Genomic DNA, 13,190 nt, shown 5'->3' on the forward strand with positions numbered 1-13,190 from the left:
TCGACGGCGATTCACCAGCAGAAAAGCACGGTCACGAGACGGTGGCGGTCCGTCCGGTTGTCACCCCGCGCTCCGTCGCCGCGCTCGCTCCTCGGGGACGAACGTCGGTCGCCGGAGCATCGTCCCGACGCCCATGGCGAACAGGAACAGCCCCGAGGCGACCGTCGCCAGTCCGAACAGGTCGCCGTCGAGCGCCCACGCCGCACCGTTCACCGACATCGCGAGTGCGAGCCAGGTGGTCGCGAGGCCGCGGAACGTGAGATAGTCCACGCGTCGCCCGGCGACGCTCTCGTCGGGTCGCGTGGCCGCGATGAGTCCCATCACGCCACCGACGGCCATCAGGCAGAGACTGACGGCCGGCCACAGGACGTCGGGGTCGGCGGCCCACGCCGTCGGGGCGAGCGGGACGTCGAACAGGACGACCATCGCGGTCGGTAGCGCGAGCAACAACAGCCCGTACCCGGCGTCGTAGCGTGGACCCATGGCTCCGCGTTGGGTGTGTCGGTACAAAAAGCGACAGGGGCGTCGTCTCGTCGCGAGAACCCGACTACAGCGGGATGTCCTGCTCGGCTTCGAGCAGTTCGTGGTAGCGGTTCCGGATGGTGACCTCGGAGATGTCGGCGACCTCGCTGACGGCGGCCTGCGTCGTCTTCTCGTTCGTCAGCAGCGCGGCCGCGTAGACGGCGGCGGCGGCGAGGCCGACCGGCGACTTCCCGGAGTGGACGCCCTTCTCCTTCGCGTTGCGGAGGAGCTGTCGGGCGCGGTTCTCCGCCTCGTCGGAGAGGCCCAGGGCGCTGGCGAACCGCGGCACGTAGCTCTCGGGGTCGGCCGGCTTCACTTCGAGACCGAGTTCGCGGACGACGTAGCGGTAGGTGCGGGCGATCTCGCTCTTCTCGACCCGGCTGACGTCGGCGATCTCGTCGAGCGAGCGCGGGACGCCCGCCTGCCGTGCCGCGGCGTACACCGACGAGGTGGCGACGCCCTCGATGGAGCGCCCCGGCAGGAGGTTCTCGTCGAGCGCGCGGCGGTAGATGACGCTCGCGGTCTCCCGGACGTTCTCGGGGAGGCCGAGGGCGCTCGCCATGCGGTCGATCTCGCCGAGCGCCTGCTTGAGGTTGCGCTCCTTGGAGTCGCGGGTGCGGAACCGCTCGTTCCACTTCCGGAGGCGCTGCATCTTCGCGCGCTGGCGACTCCCGAGCGAGTTGCCGTACGCGTCCTTGTCGCGCCAGTCGATGTTGGTCGAGAGCCCCTTGTCGTGCATCATGTTCGTCGTCGGCGCGCCGACGCGGGACTTCTGGTCTTTCTCCGCGGAGTCGAACGCGCGCCACTCGGGGCCGCGGTCGACGGCGTCCTCCTCGACGACGAGACCGCAGTCCTGACAGACCGTCTCGCCGTGCTCGCTGTCGTCGATTAGCTGACCGCCGCACTCGGGACAGTCGAGTCCCTCTCGCTCGTCGGTCTGCTCGCTCTCCGCCTCGGTCGTTCTCTCTCGGGTTCGTGTGTTCGAATCACTCATTGGTCGAGGGCGCACGCTATCCGGGCAGGTATCCCCCGAAAATCCCGGACAACTGGTTAGTACAGTAGCTTCGCCCAAAACCTTCTTAACCATTCCGATACTCCGACGTAGGGAAACCAGTCTCGTCGGCACTGTCCCTCCGGGGCGAAAATACAACTGAGAGACACTTCAGTTCGCAAGAGCGAACTTCTCCTCGCGCGCACCGTCACTCATGCACGTCGCAGTCGGGAGTGCGAACCCGGTGAAACGCCGGGCCGTCGCCTCGGTCGTCGCGGGGGAGTGGACCGTCGAGAGCGTCGCCGTCCCCTCGGACGTCGCCGAACAGCCACGGGGTCACGTCGAGACGCGGACCGGCGCGGAGAACCGGGCGCGAGCGGCGTTCGACGCGACGGCAGAGACGTCGCCGTCGTCGCCGAGGCTGGGTGTCGGTATCGAGGGCGGCGTCGCAGACGTCGAGGGCTGTGACGCGCTGTTCCTCGTCAACTGGGCGGCCGCTACCGACGGAGAGCGCCTCACCCGTGCGACCGGTCCGTCGTTTCCCCTCCCCGACCACGTCGCCCGTCGCATCCGCGACGGCGAGGAGCTCGGCCCGGTGATGGACGACGAACTCGGCGAGTCGGACGTGAAGAAGAGGCAGGGCGCGGCGGGCGTGTTCACCGCCGGGATGGTCGACCGCGAGGCGAGTCTCGCGACCGGTGTGGCCGCGGCGCTCGGCCCGTTCGTCTCCGAGCAGTACGAGTCGCGCTGAGGGAGTCGCCGTCGTTTCCGAATCGCTCAGTCGTTGGTCTTCGCGGCGTCGGGCGAGACGTCGCGGGACTCCTCGACGGCCGTCGTCAGCGAGACGTTCAGCAGGAGCGTCGAGGCGACGCCGCCGACGAGGGTGACGACGTTCTTCACCGCGTGGTCGACGACGGCCGCGCCGATGACCACCGTCGACGGGACGGGCGTGAACGCGACGACGATGAGCGTGAACGCCCCCTCGTAGAGGCCGACGCCGCCCGGCGTCAGCGGTAGCACCTTCGCCAGGTTCCCGACGCTCACCGCGAAGAAGCCGACCGAGACGAGGACGACCGGCGAGAGGCCGACGTCGAACGCGGCGAACACGAGGAGCGCGGTCACCACGTCGAGCGTCCAGATGGCGACGCTCGACGTGCCGACTCGGACGAACGCCGCCCGGTTCCCGGCGACCGTCTGGACGTCGCCCACGAAGCGTTCGATGACGCCCGCGACGTAGTCGGCGTAGGAGTCAGAACTCAGCCGTCGGACGCCGCGCCGGACGAGGTTCGTCTCGGCGCGTGCGCTGGCGAGGATGAGCGACACCGCGCAGAGCGTGGCGACGCCGACGAACGCGGCGACGTACAGCGCCGTCTGTCCGCTGTCGGCGTACTGGTCCGGTGCGGCCCCGAGACCCGACGGGTCGGCCAACCCCGACACGGCCAGTCCGACGAGCACCGTCCCGGCGAGCACCGTGATGGTGAGCAGGTCGAACACGCGCTCGACGGCCAGCGACGCGAACCCCGACGGGTAGGGGATGTTCCGGCGTGCCTTCACGATGTACGCCCGGACGGCGTCGCCGGCCCGTGCGGGGAACACGAGGTTCCCGGTCTGGGAGATGAACACCGCGCCGGTGAGGAACTTCACGTTCTCGTGGTAGCCGAGTTCCGCGAGGATGTCGCGGTAGCGCGCCCCGCGGAGCGGCCACGAGAGGAGGTAGACGACGGCCGCACCCGCGACGTACCGCGGGTCGGCCGTCGCCATCTCGTCGAGGACCTGCCCGAAGTCGATGTAGAACGTCATCAGCAGCACCGCGACGGCGACCAGGAGGGACCCGGCCGCCATCGTCGCCCGCGGCGTCGCCCGCGGTTTGACGGAGAACTCGTACCAGCACCGCAGAATCTGGCTCCCCATCCCGAACACGTCGCGGACGAGGTCCACCTTCGTGTCGCCCTTCGGCGTCCAGCGTACGGGGAACTCGTTGATGCGGTAGCCCTGGCGCTGGGCGCGGACGAGCACCTCGGTGTCCCAGAACCAGTGCTGGTCGGCCACGTCGTCGAGCAGGTCGAACAGCGCCTCGCGGTCGAACGCCTTGAACCCGCACTGGTGGTCGCGCAGGTCGGAGCCGAGCATCGTCCGCGTCAGCGTGTTGAACCCGCGGGAGGGGACGCCGCGCTTGCGGGGGCGTTCGGCCACCTCGCCGGGGATCCAGCGCGAGCCGGTGGCGACGTCGTACTCGCCCGAGCGCACCGACTCGACCAGTTCTTCGAGGTGGCCCATGTCGGTGGCGAGGTCGGTGTCGAAGTAGACGAGGGTCTCGCCGTCGGCCTCCCGGAACGCCCGGACGAGCGCACCGCCCCGCCCCAGTCGCTCGTCGGAGTGGACGTGTCTGACTCGCGGGTCCCGCCCGGCGAACCGCGCGGCTATCTCCGGGGTCCGGTCGTCACAGCCGTCCTCGGCGACGATGACTTCGAACGAGTCCTCGGGGAGGAACGAACCGAGCGTGTCGAGGGTCGTCTCGATGGTGCCCTCGATGGTCGCCTCCTCGTTGTACGCGGGGAGGACGACGCTCACCTCGACGGTCATTGCGCCGGAGTTGCGCACTGTGACGTATCAACCTTCTGGGTGCGTAGCGTGTCACGTTCGAATCGCTGTCCCGTCGACGCGCCGTATCGCCTCCGTGCTGACGAAGTACGTGGCTTCGGCGGTGAGGTCTGCGTTGGACTGCTCGGCGACCTGCGTCCCGTCGACCGTCGACCGAACCGTCCGGGTCCACGAGTAGCCACGTCGCACCCGGACGTAGACCCCGCCGTCCGCACGGTCGAGGACGGTCGTCTCAGCACCGAAGACGCCGCCGAGGCCGTAGCTGTCGACGTCGCTCGCCGCGAGCGCGTTCAGGACGAACGTCTCCTCGTACTGCAGTGCCGCCTGCGTCGCGGACTGGTTCGTCAGGGTCGAGGGCGGGTCCGGGTAGCCGTTCGGACCGGCCTGTTCGGTCCAGCGTGCGGTCGGGGGGGTGGGGTCCGGGCGTGTGGTCTCGACCGTCGTCTCGTCCGTGGCGCTCGGCGGAGCGCCAGAACTCCCACCGAGACAGCCGGCAGTGAGGAGGACCGCGACGAGGAGCAGTGAGTGGATGCGGAGGGCCATACCGGGGGTAGTCCCATCAACCGATAAGTATCTTCAGGTGGAACGTTCCCGCTGTTCAGCTGTCCGACACGACGCCGTCGGGTTGCTTTCGACAGCCAGCAACCGAACGCAACGAACGGAGCGGTGTCGCCGACCCGTCTCGTCGAGCGAGGTGTTCGACCGGGCACGAGAGCGTCGTCACCTGGTGGAGCGGCGTCGGTCCGGCGAACCGCCGCCACGACCAGCGAACTATCGACGGCAGTCACCGACGCGACGGTGCCATGCACTGGCAACCCACACATCTACTCGACTCACGCTGGTAGCGCCGGACGAGTTGCCGACCGGGGCGAAGGCCGGTCCGGGCGGTCCACCCCGATTCGTGCGTCGCGCGCGACGGCCTTCGGTACTGGCGTGACCGGTCGACAACGGCGGGTCAACACCATGCCTAAGGAAACCAAACTCGCGAATCCGGCACCGCTCGGCCTCATGGGTTTCGCACTGACGACGATGATCCTGAGCCTCATCAACGCCGGGCTGTTGCCGGACGAAGGCGGTATCGCCGTCGTCATCCCCCTCGCGATGGCCTACGGGGGGACGATGCAGATAGTCGCCGGTATCCTCGCGTTCCGGAAGGGCGACACGTTCGAGACGATGGCGTTCAACACCTACGGCGCGTTCTGGTGGTGGTTCGGACTGGCCGAACTGTTCGCCGTGAACGGTCTCCTCTCGCCGAGCACGACGGCCATCGGCGTCACCCTCGTCGGGTTCGGCGTCATCACCACCATCCTGCTCGTCGGGACGCTGAGACTCAACTGGGCGCTGTTCGCCGTGTTCGCGACGCTGGCGGCGACGTTCTACCTCGTCGGCGTCGGCGACTGGCTGGGCATCGACGTCCTGGTCACCGCCGGGGGCTACGTCGGCATGGTGACGGCCGTGCTCGCCGCGTACACCGCCGCTGCCGAGGTGCTCAACTGGACATTCGGCGAGGACCGCATCCCGCTCGGAGGCAGTCCGACGAGCGGCCGGCGAACCACCGCGCAGACCGCGGACTGACGGGTCGCTGTCGACCCGAGGTTCCGCTTTCCGGAGAACTGCGACCGTCCCGAGCGCCTCGCTCAGTCGGCTCCCTCGGGCGACCGGACCTCAGCGAAGTCGGCCAGCGCCACCTCGACGCGCTCCTCGGCGTCCGAGAGCGACGCGAACGGCCGGTCGACGACGAGGTTGCCCGCCCGCTGCTTCCCGAGGCCCGGAATCGCGGTGAGTTCGTCCATCGACGCCGCGTTCACGTCGAGGGGGTACGGGACGCCCGACACGGACCGGAACCCGTGGTCCGTGACCGCGACGTCGACCGTCCGACCGAGTTCGAGTTCGCCGGGAATCCCCACCAGCAGCGGGTAGGTCCCCAGCTGTCGGCCGAACGTCTTCCCGTCCTGGTGGTACTCCAGGTGGACGTCCGGCAGGCGCGTCCCGGCGGGCGCGACCCGTCGGAGCATCGGCCGGTCGATCTCCTCCCGAACGCGCGTCTTGTACTGCTTGAACAGCTTCTTGTGGTCCTTCGCTATCTGCGACCCCGTCTCGGACATCTCGGTGCCGTCGAACGCCATCACCTGCCGGATGTTGACCCGTCGGAGCATCAGGCCCGCGTCGTACACCCGGTGGAGGAACTGCTCGTTCAGGTCGTACGTCTCGCGGGTCTCGCCCTTCAGTCCGTGGAGCAGGTTGATGCCCGGCAGGAGTTTCGGGAGGCGATTCACCGCCTCGTCGCCGTGGGTCGGTGCCGTCGAAGAGTCCTCGCCGGGTCGCCACCCGGCCGCCTCGTTGACGATGCGGACCGCCTCGAAACACTCGTCGGCGGTGACGTTGAGGTTGTTCTCCTCCTGGACGACGGGGTCCGCGCTCTCCAGACCGAACGCCGCGGTGTCGCCGGGCGTGTTGTGCTTCGCGATGACCTCGATGCCCTCCCGCGAGCGCTCGGGGTACTCGACGACGGTGATGGGGTTCATGTTGTCGAGGTGGAGCGTCCCGAGGTCCGGGGCCACCTCGCGGATACCGCCGTAGAGGTCTCGCAGCGCGTCGGGGTTGGGGGCCTCGCCGTCGCCGCCGTAGGCGAGGATGTCGGCCTGCCGGCCGAGCCGGAAGTGCCGGACGCCGCGTTCGTACAGCGCCTCGACCTCGGCGACGACGGTCTCTGGCGGTCTGAACGTCGGGTTGCCGTACAGCGGTTCCGTGCAGAACGAGCAGCGGTACGGACAGCCCCGTCCAGTTTCGAGTTCGGCGATGAGGTAGTCCGGGTGGTTCGGGTGGTTCTCGACGACGAACGCGCCCTTGCGCGCCCAGCGCGTCACCTCTTCGACGTCGCGCATCCGGTTGTTGAACCCCTCCAGCCCGCTCTCGACGAGGTCGTAGGCGGCGGCCTCGACATCGCCCTTGGCGACGAAGTCGTAGTCGAGGTCCTTGCGCTCCATGTCGCTCGCGCCCTCGTTCTGGTCGCCGACGCCGAAGCGGACGGGACCGCCCATCAGCGTCGTGCCGTCGGCGGTCCACGCCATTCGACGCACCTCGTCGGGTTCGGCGGGCGTCCCTCCGACGTACTTGCCGGGGACGGTCATGCCGCCGATGTATATCAGCAGGTCCGCCTCCTCCACGTCCTGCCACTTCGCGGGCGTCTCCCGCAGGGCGTCGATGGTGTGGTACGTGATTCGTTCGTCGGGGACCCCGGCGTCGACGAGCGCACCGGCGGTGTACCGGGGGTACGTCGAGACGTACGGCGGCACCCCGAAGTGGGCGGGCTCGTCGACGTAGCCGTCCACGAGGGTGACGTCGAGCGTCGCCGGGTCGGTCATGGCCGTTCCTACCGGTCGGACGGGTAAATCGGTGACGACACGCCGGGTCGAGGCCGAACGGGCCGTGTCACCGTCGTCCACGAGGCCGCAAGATACACGGTCGGACGGCGTACAGTGTCCACTCGCAATGCCCTCCCGACGAGCCGTCCTCGGTGGCTGTGCTGGCCTCCTCGCCTCCCTGGCCGGCTGCAGCCTCCCCGCCCTCCCCGGCGAGGAGCCACACCCCACACGCGAGTGGCTCTACGCCCCCGGCCGCTTCGCCGACGACTGGCGGCGGTATCGCGTCGTCAACCGGACGCCCGTGCTGTGGGACGACCACCGCGAGTGGCTGGACGACCAGCGGGTCGCAGACGCCATCGGTACGCACCGGCCGTACTACGGGCCGTTCGGCGTCGAGACGCGCGACGTCGACTGGCAACTGCGCGTCGGGGGCGTCGACCGGTCGCTCCCACGGCTCTGCGTCTCCGCCGCCGCGTTCAACCGAGGACGCCTCGAAGACGCCATGAACGCCACGACCGAGGAACGCGTCGACGACTACCAGACGATGGCGATGTACCGGACCCCCGACCACGACAGGGCGTTCGCCGCTGGCGGGGACTACCTCGTCGACTGCCAGTACGACGGTCCCGACGACCCGGCCACCGCGCTCCGGACGTGCATCGACACGCAGACCGGGTCGGTGGACCGCTTCACCACCACGAGCGAGCACTGTCGGCTCCTCGCCGACGCGCTGGCCGACGACGCCGAGTTCGCCTTCGACGTGTTCGACGCCCCCTCGAACGGTGTCGTCGGCCGCGGCTGGCGACGGCTGTTCGACGAGGAGACGACCCACCTCACGGCCGTCGTGCTGTTCGCTGACGAGGCGAGCGCCGCCGAGGCGAGCGTCCGCGACTCCGTCTCGCTGCCCTCGTGGCGACCCGACAGGGAGACGTCGGTCGACGTGGACGGGCGACTCGGCGTCGTCATCGCCAGCAGGCCGACCGAGACGGTCCGACTCGACGCGCCACCGTTCCAGTTCGCCTAGTGTAGTCCGACTAGTCCAGTTCCATCCCCTCGACGACGGCGAACTCCTCGTCGCCATCGAAGCGCTGCGGGTCGAACGCGTCGATACCGGGGCCGGCCCCGACCACCTGCGCCGCGAGTCGTTCCGCCAGCGCCGGGGCGCGCATGAACCCGTGGCCCTGCCAGCCGGTGGCGACGAACACGCCCGGCGCGCGTTCGCCACAGAGCGGGTGGCCGTCGGGCGTCGCCGTGCAGAGGCCCGCCCACGCGCGAGCGACGGGGTAGGACCGCCCGAGCGTGGTCTCCTGGTAGCCGGCACAGTCGGCGAGGAACCAGTCGTCGGCCTCCCGGTTCCAGTCGTCCGGGTCGCGCTCGACCGGTTCGGTCCCGTCACCGACGAGCAGACCACCGTCCCGCGGTCTGAGGTAGTACCCGCCGGTCGCGTCGAAGCACATCGGCACGCGGTCCGTGACCGGGTCGGGGTCGGTCACGAGCGCCTGTACCCGATAGGGTTTCAGCGGTATCGGTAGCCCCGCCTCGGCCAGTACCCGTCCCGAGTGCGCACCAGCGGCGACGACGACGGCGTCGTACACCTCGCTCCCGTCTTCGGTATCGACGACCGGGTCGTCCTCGCCGTCGTCCCGGTGCAGACCGACGGGCGTCTCCTCTCGAATCTCCACGCCCTCCGAGCGCGCAGCGTCGGCCATCGCGGCGGTGTACGCGCCGGGGTCGGCGTACCCGGCGTTGCGCGCGACGGCCGCGAGAGCGACGTCGTCGGTCCGGAGGGACGGGAACTCCCCGGCGAGTTCGGCGGGGGCGACCAGCGACACGTCCCGGTCGTGGTCGCGCATCCGACCGACGCCCTCGCGGATGGCGTCGGCGCGGCGCTCGTCCCCCTCGCGGACGAGGATAACGTACGGACAGTCGGTGAACTCGAAGCCGCCGGTCCCGGAGAACTCGCGGAACCGCGCCATCGCGCGGTCGCCGAGTTCGGCGTCGATTCGGTCCGCGTAGGCGTCGTAGCAGACGCCCGCCGCGCGGCCGCTCGCGCCGTCCGCGACCGACCCGCGCTCGTACAGCGTCGCGTGGGCTCCGCGCTGGGCGAGGTCGTGAGCGGTCGTGACGCCGACCGCGCCGCCACCGACGACGGCCACCGTCGGGGCGCGGTCGGTGTCGGCCGACGCGACGCTCGTCGGGGTGTCCGCCGCTTCGCTCATCGGTGCGGTTCGGCCAGCAGGTCCTCGAACGGGCGCTCGGTCAGCCAGTCGACGAACGCGTCGAGTTCCGCGACGCTCTCCTCCAGGAGGTCCTCCCCGAGCATCGCCGTCCCCTCTGTCGGGTGGCCGACCGCGCCGCTCTCGGAGAAGTCGGCCGTGTCGAAGCCGATGGACGCGCCGTGGACCGTCTTGCCCCAGGAGGTCGCCCCCTCCGCCTCCGCCTCTGCGGCGTGTTCCTCGTCGACCAGGTCCTCGGCGAGGTGGAGCACCAGACTCGTCTCGTGCTGGTCGGCGTGGCCGATGACGTAGTTGGCCGCGTCCCACCAGTGCCACGGTGCGAGGAACGCCGTCTCCTCGGCGCGGAGCGTGCGGGCCGCTCGCTCCAGCGCCCCGATGTTCCCTCCATGCCCGTTGACGACGACGACCTTCCGGACGCCGTGGTCCGCGAGGCTCTCGACCGTCTCGCGGACGAACCGCTCGAACGTCTCCTCGCTCACCGACAGCGTCCCGTGGAACTGGCGGTGGTGGCCGCTGACGCCGATAGCGAGCGTCGGCAGGACGGTGGCGGCGTCGTGGTCGAGGTCGGCGGCGACGGCCTCGGCGACGAGGTGGTCGGTCGAGAGGGGGAGATGCGGGCCGTGCTGCTCGGTCGAACCGACCGGCAGGACGCCCACCTCCACGTCGTCCAGTGCGGCGGCGAACGACCGCGTGGTGTGGTCCGCGAGGTGCATACGGTCTTGCTGACCGCCGAGGGGCTTAACTCTCGGCGGACGGCGACCGCTGGCCCAGTCCGCCGACAGTCGGCAGCGCTTCCCGTCTCAGACGTAGATGTAGCCCTCGGCGGGGTGGAACTCCCGGTCGGTGGCGAACCCCTCCCGGACCGCCCGGTACGTGGCGTAGGCCGCCAGCACCGCGTCGAGGGCGTCCCCGCCGGTGTCGTCGAGCGCCGCCGTCCGGACCGACGGGGTCAGCGTGCAGTCGTCGGGTATCCCCGCGACGATGCGCTCGCGACGCTCGGCGTACGCCTCGCGGTCGGCCGCGTCGGCGCCCTTGTAGCGCTCGTCGGGCAGGTCCAGCGAGCGGAGCGTCGCGGCGGGGTAGACTTCACAGAGCGTCGGCCGGTCGTCGGCGTCGCTCTCGCGCTCCTGCATCGGCGCGACGGTGACCGCGCCGTCGGTCACCAGCGGTCCGAGGACGTCGCGGACGCCGTAGAACGTCTGGTGAGCGACCAGCCAGTGGTACGGCGAGGACGCACCCACCTGCTCGTCGGTCGCTCGGCCGACGTACGACCGTTCGCCGTCGGTGCGGTACTCGACGCGCTCTCGACAGCGCGCCCGCAGGTCATCGGGGCCGTCGAACTCGCCGGGGAACCAGCGCAGGAACTCCGGCCACGAGTCGCAGTCGTGGACCCCGAACGGCAGCCCGAACGAGAAGTCCAGTCCCGCGGCCGTCGGTTCCTGCAGGCGCTCGCGGAGTTCGGCGAGTGCTGGGGCGCGGTCGGCGGTACCCGCGAGGTCGGTCAGCGAGCGAACGGTCTCGACGCGGAGGTGGCCGTCGCCCTGCTCTGTGCCCTCGACCGTGGCTGACGCGAGCCACGTCGTCCGGCCCGCGTCGGCCGCGCCGCTGAAGTCGACGCCGTAGACGTCCATACCCTTCCCACGGGGTCGCCGTCGAATTGATTAACGGGCGCGGCGTACGTCGGTTCATGCCGAAGACGATGGAGGTCAAGTGTACCGAGTCGGACTGCGAACTCGACATGTTCGAACTCCACTACACATACGACATGCCAGACGAGACCGGTGTCGAGGACTTCAGCTGCCCGTACTGCGGCACGGGGGACGGCCTCGAAGAGATAGTGCTGTGAGTCCCGTGCACACCGCGGGGAACGACTAAGACCATGACGAGCGAATCCACGAACATGTTCAAGGAGTTGGGCGAGCGCGTCGAGAGCGCCGTTCTCGAAGGCATCGGGCGCTCGTCGGCCCGCTGGCAGGAGAAGACGCCGCTGAAGGTCGACCTGCTGGAGAGCGAGGACGCCTTCCTCGCCGTCTTCGACGCCCCCGGCGTCCACCGCGAGGACGTCGAGGTCAGGTTCGACGAGAACACCGTCTTCGTCCGCATCGACCGCTTCCGTGACTTCCACGACGAGTTCGACATGCGCCTGCCCGGTCGCGGCCTCTCGCTCGACGGGTCCGTCGACCTCCCGGCCGACGCCGAGGTGGACGCCCGCGAGGCCGACGCCACCGTCACGCAGAACGGCACGCTCCGCGTCCACGTCCCGAAGACGGAGTCGGGGCGCTCCGTGACCGTCGGCGACGAACCGGGCGACGGCCCCCTCGACGGGGGCGCACCGGGCAGCGGCGGTGACGCGACCGGCGCGGACGACGGACCCGTCGAGGTCTCCACCGGCGACGCCGGGGTCGACACCGACGAGTCGGACGACACGGACCTCGGCAGCGACAGTACCGACCTCGGCAGCGACGACGCCGACCCCGAGACCGGGCTGAGCGAGGACGAGGTCCCCGACGGACCCGAGGACGACGAGTTCGACGGCCTCGACGGCGACGACGAGAAGTGAGGTAACTGGTCGCCGAGGAGCGACCGTCGACGCGACGGGTCGCCGAAGCACGACGTTCCGGCGACGCTATCGGAACGCGTCGAGACCGCGAGCGGGGTAGCCGACGACGGTGTCGACGCCCGCCTCGTGGAGCGACGCGACCTGTTCTCCGACCGCCTCCGGCGTCCCGGCGAGCGCGTAGTCGCGACACGCCGCCACCAGCACCTCGCGGGCGCGACCCGTCGCTCCGCCGTCCGTAGCCGCCCCGTCGGGCAGTGCCGCCCGGACCGGCCCCCGTCGGGCGACGTAGCCACCCAGCGCGTCCAGTAGCACGTCCTCGTCGTCGGTGAGGAGCGTCGGCGCGTAGACGGCGACGTCGCCCTCGTACCCCATCCGGCGCATCGCGCGGACCTCGCCCGCCGTGGAGCGGTCGAGCAGGTCGTACTGGACCGCGTCGTCGCCCGCCGCCAGCGCGACGCGTTCGATGCTCTCGGTGCCGACCCACGGTTTCGTCGCCGGCGTCCGGTCGGCGTCCGCCGAGCGCTCGGCGTGCCAGTCCAGCGCGGCCCGGAGGCGCGGTGCGATGGCTCGCGCGCGCTCCTCGGCCGTGAGGTACGCGCCGTGACCCGCGACGAACGTCAGGCCCACCTCGGCCGGCACCTCGCGGAGCAGGCCGTCGTCCCCCAGCGGGTCGAACCCGTCGGCGCGGACCGGCGCGGTGAGCAGGAGCGTCCGGTCGGCCGCGAGCGCCCGGAGCGTCTCCTCGCCCGGGAGCGCCTCGCGGCCCTCGTAGTCGAGCGCGAGCACGTCGACATCGAGCGCGGCCGCCGCGTCGAGGTCGTGCTCCGTCGGTTTCAGCGCGAGCGCGTCCAGTCCGGTTCGGGCGTAGGTGTCACTCGTCAACATAGATTCCACCGGGTCGAGAAAGCGTGGCT

General features: G+C 70.3%; 14 protein-coding genes. 5 read left to right on the forward strand and 9 right to left on the reverse strand.

Annotated elements, in window-relative coordinates; translation table 11 throughout:
* Positions 1–60: 60 nt before the first annotated feature.
* Positions 61–483, reverse strand: a complete 423-nt coding sequence (locus tag MX571_RS19295; RefSeq protein WP_247420180.1) for a DUF7994 family protein — start codon at positions 481–483, stop codon at positions 61–63.
* Positions 484–547: 64 nt separating this feature from the next.
* On the reverse strand, positions 548–1,516 hold the full coding sequence (locus MX571_RS19300; RefSeq protein WP_247420183.1) for a transcription initiation factor IIB: 969 nt from the start codon (positions 1,514–1,516) through the stop codon (positions 548–550).
* A 211-nt stretch (positions 1,517–1,727) separates the two neighbouring features.
* On the opposite strand from MX571_RS19300, the gene MX571_RS19305 reads away from it, so the two are divergent.
* A complete protein-coding gene (locus MX571_RS19305) occupies positions 1,728–2,264 on the forward strand; it encodes a DUF84 family protein (protein WP_247413546.1) in 537 nt (178 codons plus the stop codon).
* A 26-nt stretch (positions 2,265–2,290) separates the two neighbouring features.
* On the opposite strand, the gene MX571_RS19310 is transcribed toward MX571_RS19305, so the two are convergent.
* Positions 2,291–4,096: a flippase-like domain-containing protein gene (locus MX571_RS19310; protein ID WP_247413547.1), complete on the reverse strand. Its 1,806-nt coding sequence runs from the start codon at positions 4,094–4,096 to the stop codon at positions 2,291–2,293.
* Positions 4,097–4,147: 51 nt separating this feature from the next.
* Positions 4,148–4,657 carry a hypothetical protein gene (locus MX571_RS19315; protein WP_247413548.1) on the reverse strand — a complete coding sequence of 170 codons (510 nt, stop codon included), beginning with the start codon at positions 4,655–4,657 and terminating at the stop codon, positions 4,148–4,150.
* 420 nt (positions 4,658–5,077) lie between these two features.
* On the opposite strand from MX571_RS19315, the gene MX571_RS19320 reads away from it, so the two are divergent.
* On the forward strand, positions 5,078–5,689 hold the full coding sequence (locus tag MX571_RS19320; RefSeq protein ID WP_247413549.1) for an acetate uptake transporter: 612 nt from the start codon (positions 5,078–5,080) through the stop codon (positions 5,687–5,689).
* A 62-nt stretch (positions 5,690–5,751) separates the two neighbouring features.
* Here the strand turns inward: MX571_RS19320 and MX571_RS19325 are convergent, their stop codons facing one another.
* Entirely contained in the window at positions 5,752–7,479 is a 1,728-nt protein-coding gene (locus MX571_RS19325; RefSeq protein ID WP_247413550.1) for a radical SAM protein, read from the reverse strand.
* 127 nt (positions 7,480–7,606) lie between these two features.
* On the opposite strand from MX571_RS19325, the gene MX571_RS19330 reads away from it, so the two are divergent.
* The gene (locus tag MX571_RS19330; RefSeq protein ID WP_247413551.1) at positions 7,607–8,503 is read left to right on the forward strand and encodes a hypothetical protein; all 897 of its coding nucleotides are present in this window, start codon (positions 7,607–7,609) and stop codon (positions 8,501–8,503) included.
* Positions 8,504–8,513: 10 nt separating this feature from the next.
* Here MX571_RS19330 and MX571_RS19335 read toward each other — a convergent pair whose 3' ends face one another.
* The 3 genes from MX571_RS19335 to MX571_RS19345 all read right to left on the reverse strand — a co-directional run bounded on the left by MX571_RS19335 (position 8,514) and on the right by MX571_RS19345 (position 11,347).
* Positions 8,514–9,698 carry an NAD(P)/FAD-dependent oxidoreductase gene (locus tag MX571_RS19335; protein WP_247413552.1) on the reverse strand — a complete coding sequence of 395 codons (1,185 nt, stop codon included), beginning with the start codon at positions 9,696–9,698 and terminating at the stop codon, positions 8,514–8,516.
* On the reverse strand, positions 9,695–10,429 hold the full coding sequence (locus tag MX571_RS19340) for a creatininase family protein (protein ID WP_247413553.1): 735 nt from the start codon (positions 10,427–10,429) through the stop codon (positions 9,695–9,697). Before MX571_RS19340 ends, MX571_RS19335 begins: the two co-directional genes overlap by 4 nt.
* Positions 10,430–10,516: 87 nt before the next feature.
* Entirely contained in the window at positions 10,517–11,347 is an 831-nt protein-coding gene (locus tag MX571_RS19345; RefSeq protein ID WP_247413554.1) for a DUF429 domain-containing protein, read from the reverse strand.
* A gap of 56 nt (positions 11,348–11,403) precedes the next feature.
* Between MX571_RS19345 and MX571_RS19350 the strand changes: the two genes are divergently transcribed.
* Positions 11,404–11,562: a DUF7559 family protein gene (locus tag MX571_RS19350; protein WP_247413555.1), complete on the forward strand. Its 159-nt coding sequence runs from the start codon at positions 11,404–11,406 to the stop codon at positions 11,560–11,562.
* A 54-nt stretch (positions 11,563–11,616) separates the two neighbouring features.
* Positions 11,617–12,276 carry an Hsp20/alpha crystallin family protein gene (locus MX571_RS19355; RefSeq protein WP_247413556.1) on the forward strand — a complete coding sequence of 220 codons (660 nt, stop codon included), beginning with the start codon at positions 11,617–11,619 and terminating at the stop codon, positions 12,274–12,276.
* 66 nt (positions 12,277–12,342) lie between these two features.
* Here the strand turns inward: MX571_RS19355 and MX571_RS19360 are convergent, their stop codons facing one another.
* Positions 12,343–13,161, reverse strand: coding sequence for a DUF7388 family protein (locus MX571_RS19360; protein WP_247413557.1), 819 nt, complete (start codon positions 13,159–13,161; stop codon positions 12,343–12,345).
* Positions 13,162–13,190: the final 29 nt, after the last annotated feature.

It is taken from the genome of Halomarina salina, assembly GCF_023074835.1.
GTDB lineage: Archaea > Halobacteriota > Halobacteria > Halobacteriales > Haloarculaceae > Halomarina > Halomarina salina.